Source organism: Pseudomonas sp. IT-P294, assembly GCF_949767865.1.
Taxonomy (GTDB): Bacteria; Pseudomonadota; Gammaproteobacteria; order Pseudomonadales; family Pseudomonadaceae; genus Aquipseudomonas.
In genome coordinates, this window is record NZ_CATKQW010000022.1 from 689,910 (window position 1) to 705,581 (window position 15,672).

At 60.3% G+C, this 15,672-nt stretch carries 15 protein-coding genes; 10 read left to right on the forward strand and 5 right to left on the reverse strand.

The annotated features are described in order from the left end of the window. Window positions 1-24 precede the first annotated feature (24 nt). Window positions 25-1,065, reverse strand: coding sequence for a low specificity L-threonine aldolase (locus ACM6I0_RS18315; RefSeq protein ID WP_285432705.1), 1,041 nt, complete (start codon window positions 1,063-1,065; stop codon window positions 25-27). A gap of 133 nt (window positions 1,066-1,198) precedes the next feature. Between ACM6I0_RS18315 and ACM6I0_RS18320 the strand changes: the two genes are divergently transcribed. From ACM6I0_RS18320 to fdhA, 8 genes are all read left to right on the forward strand, one after another. Further along, complete coding sequence (locus ACM6I0_RS18320) at window positions 1,199-1,915, forward strand: TraX family protein (protein WP_414922955.1); 717 nt, start codon at window positions 1,199-1,201, stop codon at window positions 1,913-1,915. A 251-nt stretch (window positions 1,916-2,166) separates the two neighbouring features. Then, window positions 2,167-3,420, forward strand: coding sequence for a serine hydroxymethyltransferase (gene glyA, locus ACM6I0_RS18325; RefSeq protein WP_285432702.1), 1,254 nt, complete (start codon window positions 2,167-2,169; stop codon window positions 3,418-3,420). A gap of 23 nt (window positions 3,421-3,443) precedes the next feature. Then, entirely contained in the window at window positions 3,444-4,694 is a 1,251-nt protein-coding gene (locus ACM6I0_RS18330; RefSeq protein WP_201148971.1) for a sarcosine oxidase subunit beta, read from the forward strand. 14 nt (window positions 4,695-4,708) lie between these two features. Then, window positions 4,709-5,038 (forward strand): sarcosine oxidase subunit delta, encoded by a 330-nt coding sequence (locus ACM6I0_RS18335; protein ID WP_033053963.1) that lies wholly within the window; start codon window positions 4,709-4,711, stop codon window positions 5,036-5,038. Then, the gene (locus tag ACM6I0_RS18340; protein WP_285432699.1) at window positions 5,035-8,052 is read left to right on the forward strand and encodes a sarcosine oxidase subunit alpha; all 3,018 of its coding nucleotides are present in this window, start codon (window positions 5,035-5,037) and stop codon (window positions 8,050-8,052) included. The genes ACM6I0_RS18335 and ACM6I0_RS18340 overlap by 4 nt, the downstream gene beginning before the upstream one ends. 135 nt (window positions 8,053-8,187) lie before the next feature. Next, the gene (locus ACM6I0_RS18345) at window positions 8,188-8,820 is read left to right on the forward strand and encodes a sarcosine oxidase subunit gamma (RefSeq protein WP_414922956.1); all 633 of its coding nucleotides are present in this window, start codon (window positions 8,188-8,190) and stop codon (window positions 8,818-8,820) included. Window positions 8,821-8,966: 146 nt separating this feature from the next. Further along, entirely contained in the window at window positions 8,967-9,824 is an 858-nt protein-coding gene (purU, locus tag ACM6I0_RS18350; protein WP_285432695.1) for a formyltetrahydrofolate deformylase, read from the forward strand. Between the two features lie 135 nt (window positions 9,825-9,959). Next, on the forward strand, window positions 9,960-11,159 hold the full coding sequence (gene fdhA / locus ACM6I0_RS18355; protein WP_123719614.1) for a formaldehyde dehydrogenase, glutathione-independent: 1,200 nt from the start codon (window positions 9,960-9,962) through the stop codon (window positions 11,157-11,159). Window positions 11,160-11,323: 164 nt separating this feature from the next. On the opposite strand, the gene ACM6I0_RS18360 is transcribed toward fdhA, so the two are convergent. From ACM6I0_RS18360 to ACM6I0_RS18370, 3 genes are read right to left on the reverse strand one after another with little or no spacing between them, the layout of a single operon-like run. Next, window positions 11,324-11,998 (reverse strand): anti-sigma factor domain-containing protein, encoded by a 675-nt coding sequence (locus tag ACM6I0_RS18360; RefSeq protein ID WP_414922957.1) that lies wholly within the window; start codon window positions 11,996-11,998, stop codon window positions 11,324-11,326. Beyond that, a complete protein-coding gene (locus ACM6I0_RS18365) occupies window positions 11,995-12,630 on the reverse strand; it encodes a sigma-70 family RNA polymerase sigma factor (RefSeq protein WP_414922958.1) in 636 nt (211 codons plus the stop codon). Before ACM6I0_RS18365 ends, ACM6I0_RS18360 begins: the two co-directional genes overlap by 4 nt. Window positions 12,631-12,683: 53 nt before the next feature. After that, a complete protein-coding gene (locus tag ACM6I0_RS18370; RefSeq protein ID WP_285432690.1) occupies window positions 12,684-13,277 on the reverse strand; it encodes a fasciclin domain-containing protein in 594 nt (197 codons plus the stop codon). Window positions 13,278-13,494: 217 nt separating this feature from the next. Between ACM6I0_RS18370 and ACM6I0_RS18375 the strand changes: the two genes are divergently transcribed. Beyond that, entirely contained in the window at window positions 13,495-14,049 is a 555-nt protein-coding gene (locus ACM6I0_RS18375) for a DUF2780 domain-containing protein (RefSeq protein ID WP_414922959.1), read from the forward strand. Between the two features lies 1 nt (window position 14,050). Here ACM6I0_RS18375 and ACM6I0_RS18380 read toward each other — a convergent pair whose 3' ends face one another. Continuing rightward, complete coding sequence (locus tag ACM6I0_RS18380; protein WP_414922960.1) at window positions 14,051-14,938, reverse strand: acyltransferase; 888 nt, start codon at window positions 14,936-14,938, stop codon at window positions 14,051-14,053. A gap of 192 nt (window positions 14,939-15,130) precedes the next feature. On the opposite strand from ACM6I0_RS18380, the gene ACM6I0_RS18385 reads away from it, so the two are divergent. After that, window positions 15,131-15,637: an ATP-dependent zinc protease gene (locus tag ACM6I0_RS18385; RefSeq protein WP_285432684.1), complete on the forward strand. Its 507-nt coding sequence runs from the start codon at window positions 15,131-15,133 to the stop codon at window positions 15,635-15,637. The last annotated feature ends 35 nt before the right edge of the window (window positions 15,638-15,672 follow it).

Below are 15,672 nucleotides of genomic sequence, written 5' to 3' on the forward strand. Positions count from 1 at the left end.
GCGTGGGAACGATCAGGTGTGGAGTCAGTGGGACATCACTTCACGGATATCTCGCGCCAATTCGCGCACGCGTTCTTCTTCGGTGTCCCAGGAGCACATGAAGCGTGCGCCGCCGTTGCCGATGAAGGTGTAGAAGCGCCAGCCCTTGGCGGTCAGTGCGGCGATGGCCGGTTCCGAGAGTTGCAGGAACACGCCGTTGGCTTGCACCGGGAACATCAGTTCCACGCCGGGAATGTCGCTCACCAGCTCAGCGAGCAGCTGCGCGCAGTGGTTGGCGTGGCGGGCGTATTTGAGCCAGGCGTCGTTTTCCAGAATCCCGACCCACGGCGCCGAGAGGAAGCGCATTTTCGAGGCCAGTTGCCCGGCCTGTTTGCAGCGGTAGTCGAAGTCTTCGGCCAGTTTGTGGTTGAAAAACAGAATCGCCTCACCCACTGCCATGCCGTTTTTCGTGCCGCCGAAGCACAACACGTCGACACCGGCCTTCCAGGTCAGGTCCGCTGGCGAGCAGCCAAGGAAGGCGCAGGCGTTGGAGAAGCGCGCGCCGTCCATGTGCAGGTTCAGGCCCAGTTCTTTGCAGGTGGCGCTGATGGCGCGGATTTCTTCCGGGGTGTAGACGCTGCCGACTTCAGTGGCTTGGGTCAGCGTCACGACGCGCGGTTTCGGGTAGTGGATGTCTTGGCGCTTGAGGGCGACCTCGCGGATCGATTCCGGGGTCAGCTTGCCGTTTTCAGTGCGAGCGATCAGCAGCTTGGAACCGTTGGAGAAGAATTCCGGCGCGCCGCATTCGTCAGTTTCGACGTGGGCGGTTTCCGAGCAGATCACGCTGTGGTAACTCTGGCACAGCGACGACAGGGCCAGGGAGTTGGCGGCGGTGCCGTTGAAGGCGAAGAACACTTCGCAGTCGGTTTCGAACAGTTTGCGGAAATCATCGGACGCGCGAGCGGTCCATTCATCGTCGCCGTAAGCGCGCTGGTGGCCGTGGTTGGCCTGTTCCATGGCCGCCCAGGCTTCAGGGCAGATACCGGAATAGTTGTCGCTGGCGAATTGTTGGCTCTTATCGGTCATGGCCCTGCTTTCCGTGATCGAGACGCTTATGGTGAAGCGTGTCGTGGTCAATGATGGTGTGCACTTTACCGAAGATCATCCGGCGAGCACACGGGATGCGTCTGACAGAACAATACAAAGACGACGGGCAATTATGCACATGACGCAAAGGGATGGGGCACTGGATCTGCTCAAGTGGCTGGCGCTGTTATCCATGGTGCTCGATCACCTGCGATATGTCGGTTATTCCGTCGATATTCTGTATGTGCCGGGCAGATTGGCGTTCCCTTGGTTTTGCCTGGCGATGGCAGCCAATCTGTCCCGAGCCCGAAGCCAGGCAGTCGGTGGCCAGTGGCGTTATCTGGGTTGGTTGTTGCTGTTCAGTGCCGTCAGCGAAATTCCCTACCGGATGTTCATACCTGATCCCGACACGTTAAACGTGATGCCTACGTTGGCGCTGGGGTTGTTGGTGGCGCGCGGCTGGCAGGACCGAACCCTGCAAGCGCGTCTGTTTGCGGCAGGCGCGTTACTGCTTTCGGCGCTGTTTTCTGAGCACCTGATGTTTGGTCTGTTCGGCGTGTTGTTGCCGTTGGCGATGTTATGGGTGATCAAGCGGCCCTGGTATTTCAGCCTGTTGCCGGGGCTGGTGTGTCTGGCGGCTAATCAGTGGGAGGTGCTGTATCAAGCTGCCCGGTTCGGCAACACGGCCGCCGGTCTCGGGATCGCCGCTTGTCTGATTGCGCCATTGTTGGGATTGGTCTTGTTGCGACATGCCAAACATCTCAAACCACCACCGATGCGTCGTTGGGCGTACGCGCTCTATCCGCTGCATTTTCTACTGCTGTTACTCGTCCGGCATATCGCCGCCTAACCCCTGTGGGAGATTCTATGTTGCCTGACCCACCGCTATCGCGAGCAGGCTCGCTCCCACAGGGATCTCCGTCGGTTTGAAGAGTGTGTCCGGTCAGCCATTTCAGCCCATGTCGTAAACGCACCTTTGCGTGGCGTCCGTAGGCATTTGGCCTGTCTGCGCCGGTCATACCATCGCTATCAAAGGGCACTGTCGAAACACCAGTGCCTCACCGAGACGAATGGCGCATAGATGCCGCTGGGAGAGACGCGATGTTCAGCAAGCAAGACCAGATCCAGGGTTACGACGATGCACTGCTGGCGGCGATGAATGCCGAGGAGCAACGCCAGGAAGATCACATCGAGCTGATCGCGTCAGAGAACTACACCAGCAAGCGCGTGATGGAAGCGCAAGGCAGCGGCCTGACCAACAAATACGCCGAAGGTTATCCGGGCAAGCGCTACTACGGTGGCTGCGAGCACGTCGACAAGGTTGAAGCCCTGGCCATCGAACGCGCCAAGCAACTGTTCGGTGCCGACTACGCCAACGTGCAGCCGCACTCCGGCTCTTCGGCCAACAGCGCGGTGTATCTGGCTCTGATCCAGCCAGGCGATACCATTCTCGGCATGAGCCTGGCCCACGGTGGTCACCTGACCCACGGCGCCAAAGTGTCGTCCTCGGGCAAGCTTTACAACGCCGTGCAGTACGGCATCGACACCAAGACCGGCTTGATCGATTACGACGAAGTCGAGCGCCTGGCGGTTGAATGCAAACCGAAGATGATCGTTGCCGGCTTCTCGGCTTACTCCAAGACCCTCGACTTCCCACGTTTCCGTCAGATCGCCGATAAGGTCGGTGCGCTGCTGTTCGTCGACATGGCTCACGTCGCCGGTCTGGTTGCTGCTGGCCTGTACCCGAACCCGCTGCCGTACGCCGACGTGGTCACCACCACTACCCACAAGACCCTGCGCGGTCCACGTGGCGGCCTGATCCTGTGCAAGGCCAACGAAGAAATCGAGAAAAAGCTCAACGCCGCTGTATTCCCGGGTGCCCAGGGTGGCCCGCTGATGCACGTCATCGCTGGTAAAGCGGTGTGCTTCAAGGAAGCGCTGGAGCCGAGTTTCAAGGCTTACCAGCAGCAAGTCATCGACAACGCCCAGGCAATGGCCGGCGTGTTTATGAAACGCGGCTACGATGTAGTGTCCGGCGGTACCGATAACCACCTGTTCCTGGTCAGCCTGATTCGTCAGGGCCTCACCGGCAAAGAGGCGGATGCAGCACTCGGTCGCGCCCACATTACTGTGAACAAGAACGCTGTCCCGAACGATCCACAGTCACCGTTCGTGACCTCCGGCCTGCGTATCGGCACCCCGGCTGTGACCACTCGCGGCTTCAAGGTGACCCAGTGCGTTGAATTGGCTGGCTGGATCTGCGACATCCTCGACAACCTCGGCGACGCCGACGTGGAAGCGAATGTCGCGCAGCAAGTGTCGGCCCTGTGCGCGGACTTCCCGGTTTATCGCTGAGCGCGGTTTTGGAGTAAATGACTATGCAACGCTACTCGGGCTTCGGCCTCTTCAAACACTCCCTCAGCCATCACGAAAACTGGCAGAAGATGTGGCGCACGCCGACCCCTAAAAAGGTCTATGACGTGGTCATCGTCGGCGGTGGCGGGCATGGTCTGGCGACCGCCTACTACCTGGCCAAGGAACACGGCATCACCAACGTGGCCGTGGTCGAAAAAGGCTGGCTGGGCGGCGGTAACACCGCGCGCAACACCACCATCGTTCGCTCCAACTACCTGTGGGACGAGTCGGCGCACCTGTACGAACACGCGATGAAACTGTGGGAAGGCCTGTCCCAGGACCTGAACTACAACGTGATGTTCTCTCAGCGTGGCGTTTACAACCTGTGCCACACCCTGCAGGACATTCGTGATTCCGAGCGTCGGGTCAGCGCCAACCGCCTCAACGGCGTTGACGGTGAGCTGCTCAATGCCAAGCAAGTGGCCGATGAGATTCCGTACCTCGACTGCTCCAAGAACACCCGCTACCCGGTGATGGGCGCAACCGTCCAGCGTCGCGGCGGCGTGGCCCGTCACGATGCCGTGGCGTGGGGCTTTGCCCGTGCCGCCGATGCCTTGGGCGTGGACCTGATCCAGCAGACCGAAGTGATCGGTTTCCGTAAGGAAAACGGCGTGTGCATCGGCGTTGAAACCAACAAGGGCTTCATCGGCGCCAAGCGCGTCGGTGTGGTCACCGCCGGTAACTCCGGGCACATGGCCAAACTTGCCGGTTTCCGTCTGCCGATCGAATCCCACCCGTTGCAAGCGCTGGTGTCCGAGCCGATCAAGCCGATTATCGACAGCGTGATCATGTCCAACGCCGTACACGGTTACATCAGCCAGTCCGACAAGGGCGACCTGGTGATCGGCGCCGGTATCGACGGCTACAACGGCTACGGCCAGCGTGGTTCGTACCCGGTGATCGAGCACACCATCCAGGCCATCGTCGAGATGTTCCCGGTATTGTCCCGCGTACGCATGAACCGTCAGTGGGGCGGCATCGTCGACACCACGCCGGATGCGTGCCCGATCATTTCGAAAACCCCGGTTCCGAACATGTTCTTCAACTGCGGTTGGGGCACCGGTGGCTTCAAGGCAACACCTGGCTCGGGCAACGTATTTGCCGCGAGTCTGGCCAAGGGTGAAATGCACCCATTGGCTGCACCTTTCTCCATCGACCGTTTCCACAACGGTGCGTTGATCGATGAACACGGCGCTGCTGCGGTTGCCCACTAACAGGAGAAATCCCCATGTTGCATATCTTCTGTCCTCACTGCGGCGAGCTGCGCTCTGAAGAGGAATTCCACGCATCCGGCCAGGCGCACATCCCGCGTCCACTGGATCCGAACAGCTGCACCGACGAGGAGTGGGGCGACTACATGTTCTTCCGCGACAACCCTCGCGGTCTGCACCACGAATTGTGGGATCACGTTGCCGGCTGCCGTCAGTACTTCAACGCCACCCGTGACACCGTGACCTACGAGATTCTGGAAACTTACAAAATCGGCGCCAAGCCACAGTTCACCGACAAGACCGATAGCCCGAAAGCGGCCGCCACGGCTCTGGGAGAGAAGGTATGAGCCAGATCAATCGCCTGTCCAATGGCGGACGGATCGACCGTAACAAAGTGCTGAGCTTCACCTTCAACGGCCAGGTCTACAAAGGCTTTGAAGGCGATTCGCTGGCCGCTGCACTGCTGGCCAACGGCGTCGACATTATCGGTCGCAGCTTCAAGTACTCCCGTCCACGCGGCATTTTTGCTGCGGGCGCCGAAGAGCCGAACGCCGTGCTGCAGATCGGCGCGACCGAAGCCACGCAGATCCCTAACGTACGCGCCACGCAACAAGCGCTGTATCAAGGCCTGGTCGCCACCAGCACCAACGGTTGGCCGAGCGTGAACAACGACATGATGGGGATTCTCGGCAAGGTCGGCGGCAAGCTGATGCCACCGGGCTTCTACTACAAAACCTTCATGTATCCGCAATCGTTCTGGATGACCTACGAGAAGTACATTCGTAAGGCAGCAGGTCTTGGCCGTTCGCCGACCGAAAACGATCCGGACACCTACGACTACATGAACCAGCACTGCGACGTGCTGATCGTCGGCGCTGGCCCTGCGGGTCTGGCGGCTGCACTGGCGGCTGCGCGTAGTGGTGCCCGTGTGATCCTGGCCGATGAGCAGGAAGAGTTCGGCGGCAGCTTGCTCGATTCCCGCGAAAGTCTCGACGGCAAGCCGGCGACCGAGTGGGTCGCCAGCGTCATCGCCGAGCTGAAGAACACCCCGGACGTGCTGCTGTTGCCGCGCGCCACGGTCAACGGTTACCACGACCACAACTTCCTGACCATTCACGAACGCCTGACCGATCACCTCGGCGACCGCGCTCCGATTGGCCAGGTGCGTCAGCGCATCCACCGTGTTCGCGCCAAACGCGTGGTGCTGGCGACCGGCACTCACGAGCGTCCACTGGTCTACGGCAACAACGACGTGCCGGGCAACATGCTCGCCGGCGCTGTGTCGACCTACGTGCGTCGTTACGGTGTGGCTCCAGGCAAGAAACTGGTGCTGTCGACCAACAACGACCACGCCTACCGCGTGGCCCTGGATTGGCTCGACGCCAGCCTGCAAGTCGTGGCCATCGCCGATGCGCGCAGCAACCCGCGCGGTGCGCTGGTTGAAGAAGCGCGCGCCAAAGGCATCCGCATCCTGACCGGCAGCGCTGTGATCGAGGCCCGTGGCAGCAAGCACGTGACCGCCGCTCGCGTGGCCGCTATCGATGTCAAAGGACACAAAGTCACCAGCCCTGGCGAATGGCTTGAGTGCGACCTGGTGGCCAGCTCCGGCGGCTACAGCCCGGTCGTTCACCTGGCTTCGCACTTGGGTGGCAAGCCGATCTGGCGTGAAGACATCCTCGGTTTCGTACCGGGCGAAGCACCACAGAAACGCGTGTGCGTTGGTGGCATCAACGGCGTCTATGGTCTGGGCGATTCCCTGGCCGATGGTTTTGAAGGCGGCGCTCGCGCAGCCAGCGAAGCCGGTTTCAGTGTGGTCGAAGGCACTTTGCCAAAAGCCCTGAGCCGTCTGGAAGAGCCGACCCTGGCGCTGTTCCAGGTGCCGCACGAAAAGAACACCGCACGTGCGCCGAAGCAATTCGTCGACCTGCAAAACGACGTCACCGCCGCCGCCATCGAACTGGCGACCCGCGAAGGCTTCGAGTCGGTCGAGCACGTCAAACGCTATACCGCACTGGGCTTCGGCACTGACCAGGGCAAACTCGGCAACGTCAACGGCCTGGCCATCGCCGCCCGTTCGTTGAACGTGACCATCCCGCAGATGGGCACCACCATGTTCCGTCCGAACTACACACCGGTAACTTTCGGGGCTGTGGCCGGCCGTCACTGTGGGCACATTTTCGAACCTGTCCGTCACACCGCGCTGCATCACTGGCACGTGAAGAACGGCGCCGAGTTTGAAGATGTCGGCCAGTGGAAACGTCCGTGGTACTTCCCGAAAAGCGGTGAAGACATGCATGCCGCGGTGAAACGCGAATGCAAAGCCGTGCGCGACAGCGTTGGCCTGCTGGACGCTTCGACCCTGGGCAAGATCGACATCCAGGGCCCGGACACCCGCGAGTTCCTGAACCGCGTCTACACCAACGCCTGGACCAAACTCGACGTGGGCAAGGCGCGTTACGGCCTGATGTGTAAAGAAGACGGCATGGTGTTCGACGACGGCGTAACTGCCTGTCTGGCCGACAACCATTTCGTGATGACCACCACCACCGGCGGCGCTGCACGCGTGCTGCAATGGCTGGAAATCTACCACCAGACCGAATGGCCGGACCTGAAGGTGTACTTCACTTCCGTGACGGATCACTGGGCAACCATGACCCTGTCCGGGCCGAACAGCCGCAAGCTGCTCAGCGAAGTCACCGACGCCGATTTGAGCAACGAAGCCTTCCCGTTCATGACCTGGAAAGAAGCCCTGGTCGGCGGTGTGCCGGCGCGGATTTTCCGGATTTCGTTTACCGGTGAGCTGTCGTTCGAAGTCAACGTACAGGCCGACTACGCCATGGGCGTGCTCGAGAAAATCGCCGAGGCTGGCAAGAAGTACAACCTGACCCCGTATGGCACTGAAACCATGCACATCCTGCGGGCCGAGAAGGGTTTCATCATCGTAGGTCAGGACACTGACAGCTCGATGACCCCGGACGACCTGAACATGGGCTGGTGTGTGGGTCGCACCAAACCGTTCTCGTGGATCGGCCAGCGCGGCATGAACCGTGAAGACTGTGTGCGTGATCAGCGCAAACAATTGGTGGGGCTGAAGCCGATCGATCCGAACGTATGGCTGCCGGAAGGTGCGCAACTGGTGTTCAACACCAAGCAAACCATCCCGATGACCATGGTCGGTCACGTAACTTCCAGCTATCTGCACAACTCCCTGGGCTATTCGTTTGCCATGGGCGTGGTCAAAGGCGGCTTGAAGCGTATGGGTGAACGGGTGTTCGCACCGCTGGCCGACGGCAGCGTGATCGAGGCGGAAATCGTTTCTTCGGTGTTCTTCGATCCAAAAGGCGATCGCCAGAACGTGTAAGTCGATCGTTCCCACGCTCTGCGTGGGAATGCATCCCGGGACGCTCCGCGTCCCAAGAGCGGACGCAGAGCGTCCATGGCGGCATTCCCACGCAGAGCGTGGGAACGATCAACTGAATTCAGGAACAGGTGCTTTATGACCGCAGCCAATGTTTACCAACAACGCCCAACCACCGGGGCCAAGGCCGAGTCGTCGCTGCATCACGCAGGCTTGCAAAACCTGGTGGGCAAGGGTCGCAAGAACGCCGGCGTGATCGTGCGTGAGAAAAAACTCCTCGGCCACCTGACCATTCGTGGCGATGGCCACGATGCGGCTTTCGCTGCAGGTGTGCACAAAGCACTCGGCATCGAATTACCGGGCGCGCTGACCGTTATCGTCAAAGGCGAAACCAGCCTGCAATGGATGGGGCCGGATGAATGGTTGCTGATCGTGCCGACCGGTGAAGAGTTCGCCACCGAGCAAAAACTGCGCGAAGCGCTGGGCGACCTGCACATCGCAATCACCAACGTCAGCGGCGGCCAGCAGATCCTCGAACTGAGCGGCCCGAACGTGCGCCAGGTGCTGATGAAATCCACCAGCTACGACGTACATCCCAACAGCTTCCCGGTGGGCAAGGCTGTGGGCACCGTGTTTGCCAAGTCGCAACTGGTGATTCGCCACACCGCCGAAGACACCTGGGAACTGCTGATTCGTCGCAGCTTCTCGGACTACTGGTGGTTGTGGTTGCAGGACGCTGCCGCCGAATACGGGCTTAGCGTTCAGGCGTAATGATCGTTCCCACGTCGAGGCGTCGAACCGTCTGCGTGGGAATGCATCCCCGGACGCTCCGCGTCCAGCTCTAAGGCGGTGACGCAGAGCGTCACTGGCGGCATTCCCACGCAGAGCGTGGGAACGATCAGAGGAGAAACACGACTATGAGCCGCGCCCCAGACACATGGATTCTGACTGCCGACTGCCCAAGCGTTCTCGGCACCGTGGACGCGGTGACGCGCTTTCTGTTCGAGCAGGGCTGCTACGTCACCGAGCACCACTCCTTTGACGACCGGCTCTCGGGCCGTTTTTTCATTCGTGTGGAGTTCCGCCAGCCCGACGGCTTTGATGAACAGATATTTCGTGTCGGGTTGGAAGAGCGTGGCAAAGCCTTCGGCATGGTCTTCGAGCTGACGGCGCCGAACTACCGGCCAAAAGTGGTGATCATGGTCTCCAAGGCCGATCACTGCCTCAACGACTTGCTCTACCGTCAGCGCATCGGCCAGTTGTCGATGGACGTGGCCGCCGTGGTCTCCAACCACCCCGACCTCAAGCCGCTGGCCGACTGGCACCAGATTCCGTATTACCACTTCCCCCTGGACCCGAACGACAAGCCGTCGCAAGAGCGCCAGGTGTGGCAGGTCATCGAAGAGTCCGGCGCGGAACTGGTGATCCTTGCCCGCTACATGCAGGTGCTGTCGCCCGAGCTGTGCCGCAAACTCGATGGCAAGGCGATCAACATTCACCACTCCCTGCTGCCCGGTTTCAAAGGCGCCAAGCCTTATCACCAGGCCTACAACAAGGGCGTGAAACTGGTTGGCGCCACGGCGCACTACATCAATAACGACCTGGACGAAGGCCCGATCATCGCCCAGGGCGTAGAGGCCGTGGACCACAGTCATTACCCGGAAGATCTGATCGCCAAGGGGCGAGATATCGAAGGGCTGACCCTGGCGCGGGCTGTTGGGTATCACATTGAACGACGGGTGTTTTTGAACGCCAATCGCACGGTCGTTCTTTAAATCGCCATCGCGAGCCTGCTCGCGATGGCTGCATAACAGACAACACAAGACGCACAAGCAGTAACCCGAGCAATCAACGCGCCGCCGCTTCATGGCGACGCGAGCGCTACATAAAAACAACATCGAGGTGAAAGCATGTCTGGCAATCGTGGAGTGGTGTATCTCGGCAACGGCAAGGTCGAAATACAGAAAATCGACTATCCAAAAATGCAGGACCCGCGCGGCAGGAAGATCAACCATGCTGTCATCCTGCGTGTGGTTTCCACCAACATCTGTGGTTCCGACCAGCACATGGTGCGCGGTCGTACCACCGCTCAGACCGGTCTGGTGCTGGGTCACGAGATCACCGGTGAAGTGATCGAGAAGGGCAGCGACGTCGAGAACCTGCAGATCGGCGACCTGGTTTCCGTACCGTTCAACGTGGCTTGCGGGCGCTGCCGTTCCTGCAAGGAAATGCATACCGGTGTTTGCCTCAGCGTTAACCCGGCGCGTCCGGGCGGTGCCTACGGTTATGTCGACATGGGCGACTGGACCGGCGGCCAGGCGGAGTACGCGATGGTGCCGTACGCCGACTTCAACCTGCTGAAACTGCCTGATCGCGATCGCGCGATGGAAAAAATCCGCGACCTGACCTGCCTCTCCGACATCCTGCCGACCGGTTACCACGGCGCAGTGACCGCCGGCGTTGGCCCAGGCAGCACCGTATACATTGCCGGTGCCGGTCCAGTCGGTCTCGCAGCAGCCGCTTCCGCCCGCCTGCTGGGCGCGGCAGTAGTGATCATCGGTGACGTCAACACTGTTCGCCTGGCACACGCCAAGGCGCAGGGTTTTGAAATCGCCGACCTGTCCCTGGACACCCCGCTGCACGAACAGATCGCTGCACTGCTGGGCGAGCCAGAAGTGGATTGCGCCGTCGACGCCGTAGGCTTCGAAGCGCGTGGCCACGGGCATGACGGCGTGAAACACGAGGCTCCGGCCACCGTGCTCAACTCGCTGATGGGCGTCGTGCGGGTTGCCGGCAAAATCGGTATTCCTGGCCTGTACGTGACCGAAGATCCAGGTGCAGTGGATGCCGCTGCGAAAATGGGCAGCCTGAGCATCCGCTTCGGTCTGGGCTGGGCAAAATCCCACAGCTTCCACACCGGCCAGACGCCTGTGATGAAGTACAACCGTCAGCTGATGCAGGCGATCATGTGGGACCGTATCAAGATTGCCGACATCGTTGGCGTGGAAGTCATCAGCCTGGATGACGCGCCACGTGGTTACGGTGAGTTCGATGCGGGCGTGCCGAAGAAGTTTGTGATCGATCCGCACAAACTGTTCAGCGCGGCGTAAGGCTTCACGCAATACAAAACGGCGACCCTAGGGTCGCCGTTTTTTTGTTCGATGATGATCGTTCCCACGCTCTGCGTGGTAACGCCTCCTGTGACGCTCTGCGTCACGATTTGGGACGCAGAGCGTCCCGGGCTGCATTCCCACGCAGAGCGTGGGAACGATCATTAGAGGACCACCAACGCTCCTTGATATAGAACGGGCCCCGTCGGTTGCCCCGTCGGCGAACCACCTTTGGGCTCAAGACTCACCGCCAATGCAATCGGCTTGGCGATCAACGTTTTCTGCGCATCGCTGAGCTCTACGCGACCTTTGCCATCAGCCGGAATCACGCCGAGGGAAACGGGTTTTCCATCCGCCGGAATCGCCCACAACTCCAGGCTACGGCTCGGATCAACCGCTGCCAATGTCAACGGCTCGACCTTCAGATAATCCGCATGTGATTCCACTTTCAGTGCAGGCTGCGCATCGGCTGTGAGCAACGTGGCGCTGTAACGGGCGCTGTCACGGTTGTAGATCACGCCCAGGGTGACCGCAATCACCAGCGAACACACCGCCGCCGTCATCCGCAACCAGTTCCAGAACGGACGCTTCTCTGGCACATGAAGCACCTGCGGTTCGATTCGTGCGGTGATGCCTTTCCACACGCGATCTGGCACCGGCTGCTCGGGTAACGCATCGGTCAGACTGGCGAGGCTTTCCTGCCATTGCGCCAGTTCCACGCGCAAGGCCGCGTCCTCCAGCAATAACTGCTCGAAACGCCGACGGGCGGCAGCCGGCATCAGGCCGATGGCGTAGTCGGCGGCGAGGGCGCGGCGCAGGGTTGGGGTTTGATAGTTCATGATTCAAGGCACCTGCGCAGTCGCTCCATACCGCGGCGGATCCAGGATTTCACCGAGCCCAGCGGCGCGGCCAGGTGTTCGGCCAGTTCAGCGCACGACAAGCCCTGGAAGTAAGCGACTGTGATCGATTGGCGCTGCATGCCTTCGAGGCTTTCCAGGCAGCGCTTCAAAGCACCGGCTTCGCGTGCGCTGGCTAATTGGTCGTGGGCCGAGGGGCTTTCATCCACCAGCGCTTGTTCTTCGAGATCGCTCAATGGCCGGTCACGGTGTTTGCGTAACTGGTCGATGGCTTGATTGCGGGTGATGTTAATCATCCAGGTCAACGGCGCGGACAGGTGCGCCTCATAGCGCGAGGCATTGTTCCAGATGCGCACGAAGCTTTCCTGCAGCACTTCTTCGGCCAAGTCCGCACGCCCCATGAAACGCAGGGCAACACCGTGCAAGCGTGGGCCGACGCTACGGTACAGCGTCTCGAACGCGCGGCGGTCACCCAGTGAGCACTGGGCCAGGAGTTGCCTGAGTTGATCGGTGTCGGCGGTGGAAATAGTGGTTCTCCGGACAATCGGCGCGGGCTGCGCGTGGTTCTTGTTGCAGGCAGAGGTTAGTTGACGGCGCGCAGTTGTTCCATTCACGGCAGACACCTCGGGAAACCGCCGACCCTGATGTTCAGGGCCGGCGGTACGGCTCAGCTTTTTGGCATCAGCACTTTGTCGATGACCTGAATCACGCCGTTGGATTGATACACGTCATAGGTGGTGATATCGGCGACGTCACCTTTTTCATCCTTGATGGTGATGTTATGCGGACCGTTCATCATCGCCCACAGTTTGCCGCCGGCGACGGTGGTCAGCTCGGCTTTGCCGCCACCGGCCTTGATCTTCTCGGCGAGGGTCATCATGTCGAGTTTTCCGGCGACGACGTGATAGGTGAGAACGTGAGTCAGGGTCGCTTTGTTGGCGGGCTTGAGCAGGGTGTCGACGGTGCCGGCTGGCAGCGCTGCGAACGCCGAGTTGACCGGAGCAAATACGGTGAACGGGCCTTTGCCCTTGAGGGTATCGACCAGGCCTGCGGCTTTGACGGCGGCCACCAGCGTGGTGTGGTCGGCGGAGTTGACGGCATTATCGATGATGTCCTTGCCCGGCATCATGCTCTGGCCACCGACCATGACTGAGTCGTGGCTCATGTCTGCGGCTTGCACAGTGTTCAGTGCGAGTGCCCCGCCAAGGGCGAAGGTCAGCAGGCTGGCAATCAGGGGCGTTTTGATCGAAGTGCGTTTCATGGTGATGATCCTTTGTGGGGAGAATCGGCCAGGAGTGTCTGTCCGTGCTTGATATACGTGGGCACGGCCATACTGGATGCAGCGACTGGACATTCTTTTTTGACGGTTCGTCAGAGGCTCGCCAGGGCTGGGAACAATCCCCCGGGATGCCAGTCAAACAGGCAGTTTTTCGCCGCCCGCTTGCCGGGCGGTTTTCTTGGCACAAGAGGATGTCTGGATGAAGATTTCACGCGGTTTCGCATTGGTTTCGCTGATGACTCTGGCCGCCAGCCCGGTCTTTGCTCAGTTCAACCTTAGTGATGCGGCCAGTGCCATTTCCGGTATGAAGGGTGATAACACCGCAGCCTCAGCCGCGCAGACTCCACAAACGGCTGACCTGCTGAATGCACTCAGCGAATTGAATGTCACGCCAGAACAAGCCATTGGGGGCGCCGGGGCGATGCTGGGGCTGGCAAAAAACCAATTGAGCTCCACCGATTACTCGGAACTGGCCAAAAGCGTTCCGGGGATCGACATATTGTCCGGCGGCGGTGAGCTGGGTGCGCTGGCAGGCTTGCTCGGGTCTTCCGGCAACACGGCCGGTCTGGGCAATGCCTTGGGCGCCGTGAAGAACACCACCGATTTGAGTAGCGCGTTCAGCGCATTGGGGATGGACGCTGGCATGATCGGCCAGTTTGCCCCGGTGCTGTTGCAATACTTCGGTCAGCAGGGCGTTGGCGGTTCGCTGCTGAACAGTCTGGGCGGGATCTGGGGCGCCGGCTCCGGCATCTGATCTAACGGTTCTCGGCGCGCAAGGCGTCGATGCGCCGATCCTTTTCGATCCAGAGGTGGTTGACCCAGTTCTGGATCGTCTGGCGAAACACCGGGTCGTTCTCATAGTCGCCCTGCCACAGTGCCGGGTCGAGTTCGCGGGTCTTGATATCGATGATGACCCGCGGCACGTTGCCACTGATCAAGTCCCAGAACCCTGGAATCTTCTGCTGCGGATACACCACCGTCACATCAAGAATGGCGTCCAGCTGTTCGCCCATCGCTGCCAGCACAAACGCCACGCCGCCGGCCTTGGGCTTGAGCAAATGCGTGAACGGTGATTGCTGCTGGGTGCTTTTTGCTGCGGTGTAGCGGGTGCCTTCCAGATAATTGACCACCGTCACTGGCTGGCGCTTGTACAGCTCGCAGGCTTGTTTGGTGATCTCCAGGTCCTTGCCGGCCAGTTCCGGGTTTTTCGCCAGAAACGCCTTGCTGTAGCGCTTCATGAACGGATAGTCCAGCGCCCACCACGCCAGCCCCAGGAACGGCACCCAGATCAGTTCTTTCTTGAGGAAGAACTTGAAGAACGGCGTGCGCCGGTTGAGTGTCTGGATCAGCGCCGGGATATCGACCCAGGATTGATGGTTACTGATCACCAAATACGACGTATCACGGCGCAGCTCATCGCCACCCTTGATGTCCCATTGGGTGGGGATGCACAGGCGGAAAATCAGCTTGTCGATTTCGGCCCAAGTCTCGGCGATCCACATCACCGCCCATGAGGCATAGTCGCGAAAGCGCCCGGGCAGGACCAGTTTGAGCAGTGCGAACACCATCAACGGTCCGAACAGGACCAAGGTGTTGAGCAACAGCAGCAAGGTAACGAAACAGCCGGTGAGCAGGCGGCGCATAAGAGACTCTTGAAAGCGTTTGGGCGCGCCATCATAAGCAGCTTCGGGCCTCAGGCCAAATCGGCGGTGACGAATGTTTCACCTTCAAACCTTTAATCTCCCTGTGCAAATCATTCCAACGTAGCGCGTGGGAACGATCTATCCAATCAAGGTCTAAAATCCCGCTGCCCACTCCTTATGGATGCCCATTACGTGAAATCCCTCCTAGCATTGCTTTCCCTCGTGGCCCTGCCGGTCCTGGCCGCTGAGCCGACCCTGTATGGGCGCTACGAATACATTGCGCTGCCGGAAATCGGTGGCCAGGTCTTCAAGGCCAAAATGGACACCGGCGCCCTGACAGCCTCGCTGTCGGCCAAGGACATCGAAACCTTCACTCGCGACGGCGAAGAGTGGGTGCGTTTTCGCCTCGCCACCAAGGACGCGAGCAATAAGGTTTACGAACACAAGGTCGCGCGGATCAGCAAGATCAAGACCCGCTCCGAAGAAGAAGATGATGACGCGAACGTGAGCGCACCGACCAAGCGTCCAGTGGTCGATCTGGAGCTGTGCCTGGGCAACGTCAAGCGCACCGTCGAGGTCAACCTCACCGACCGCAGCAGCTTCAACTATCCACTGTTGATCGGTGCCAAGGCGTTGCGTGAATTCGGCGCGGCGGTGAATCCGGCACGACGTTTCACGGCCGACAAACCCAACTGCTGAGGCGCCACTGGAGCATCGGCACCAGGCCCCGCGAG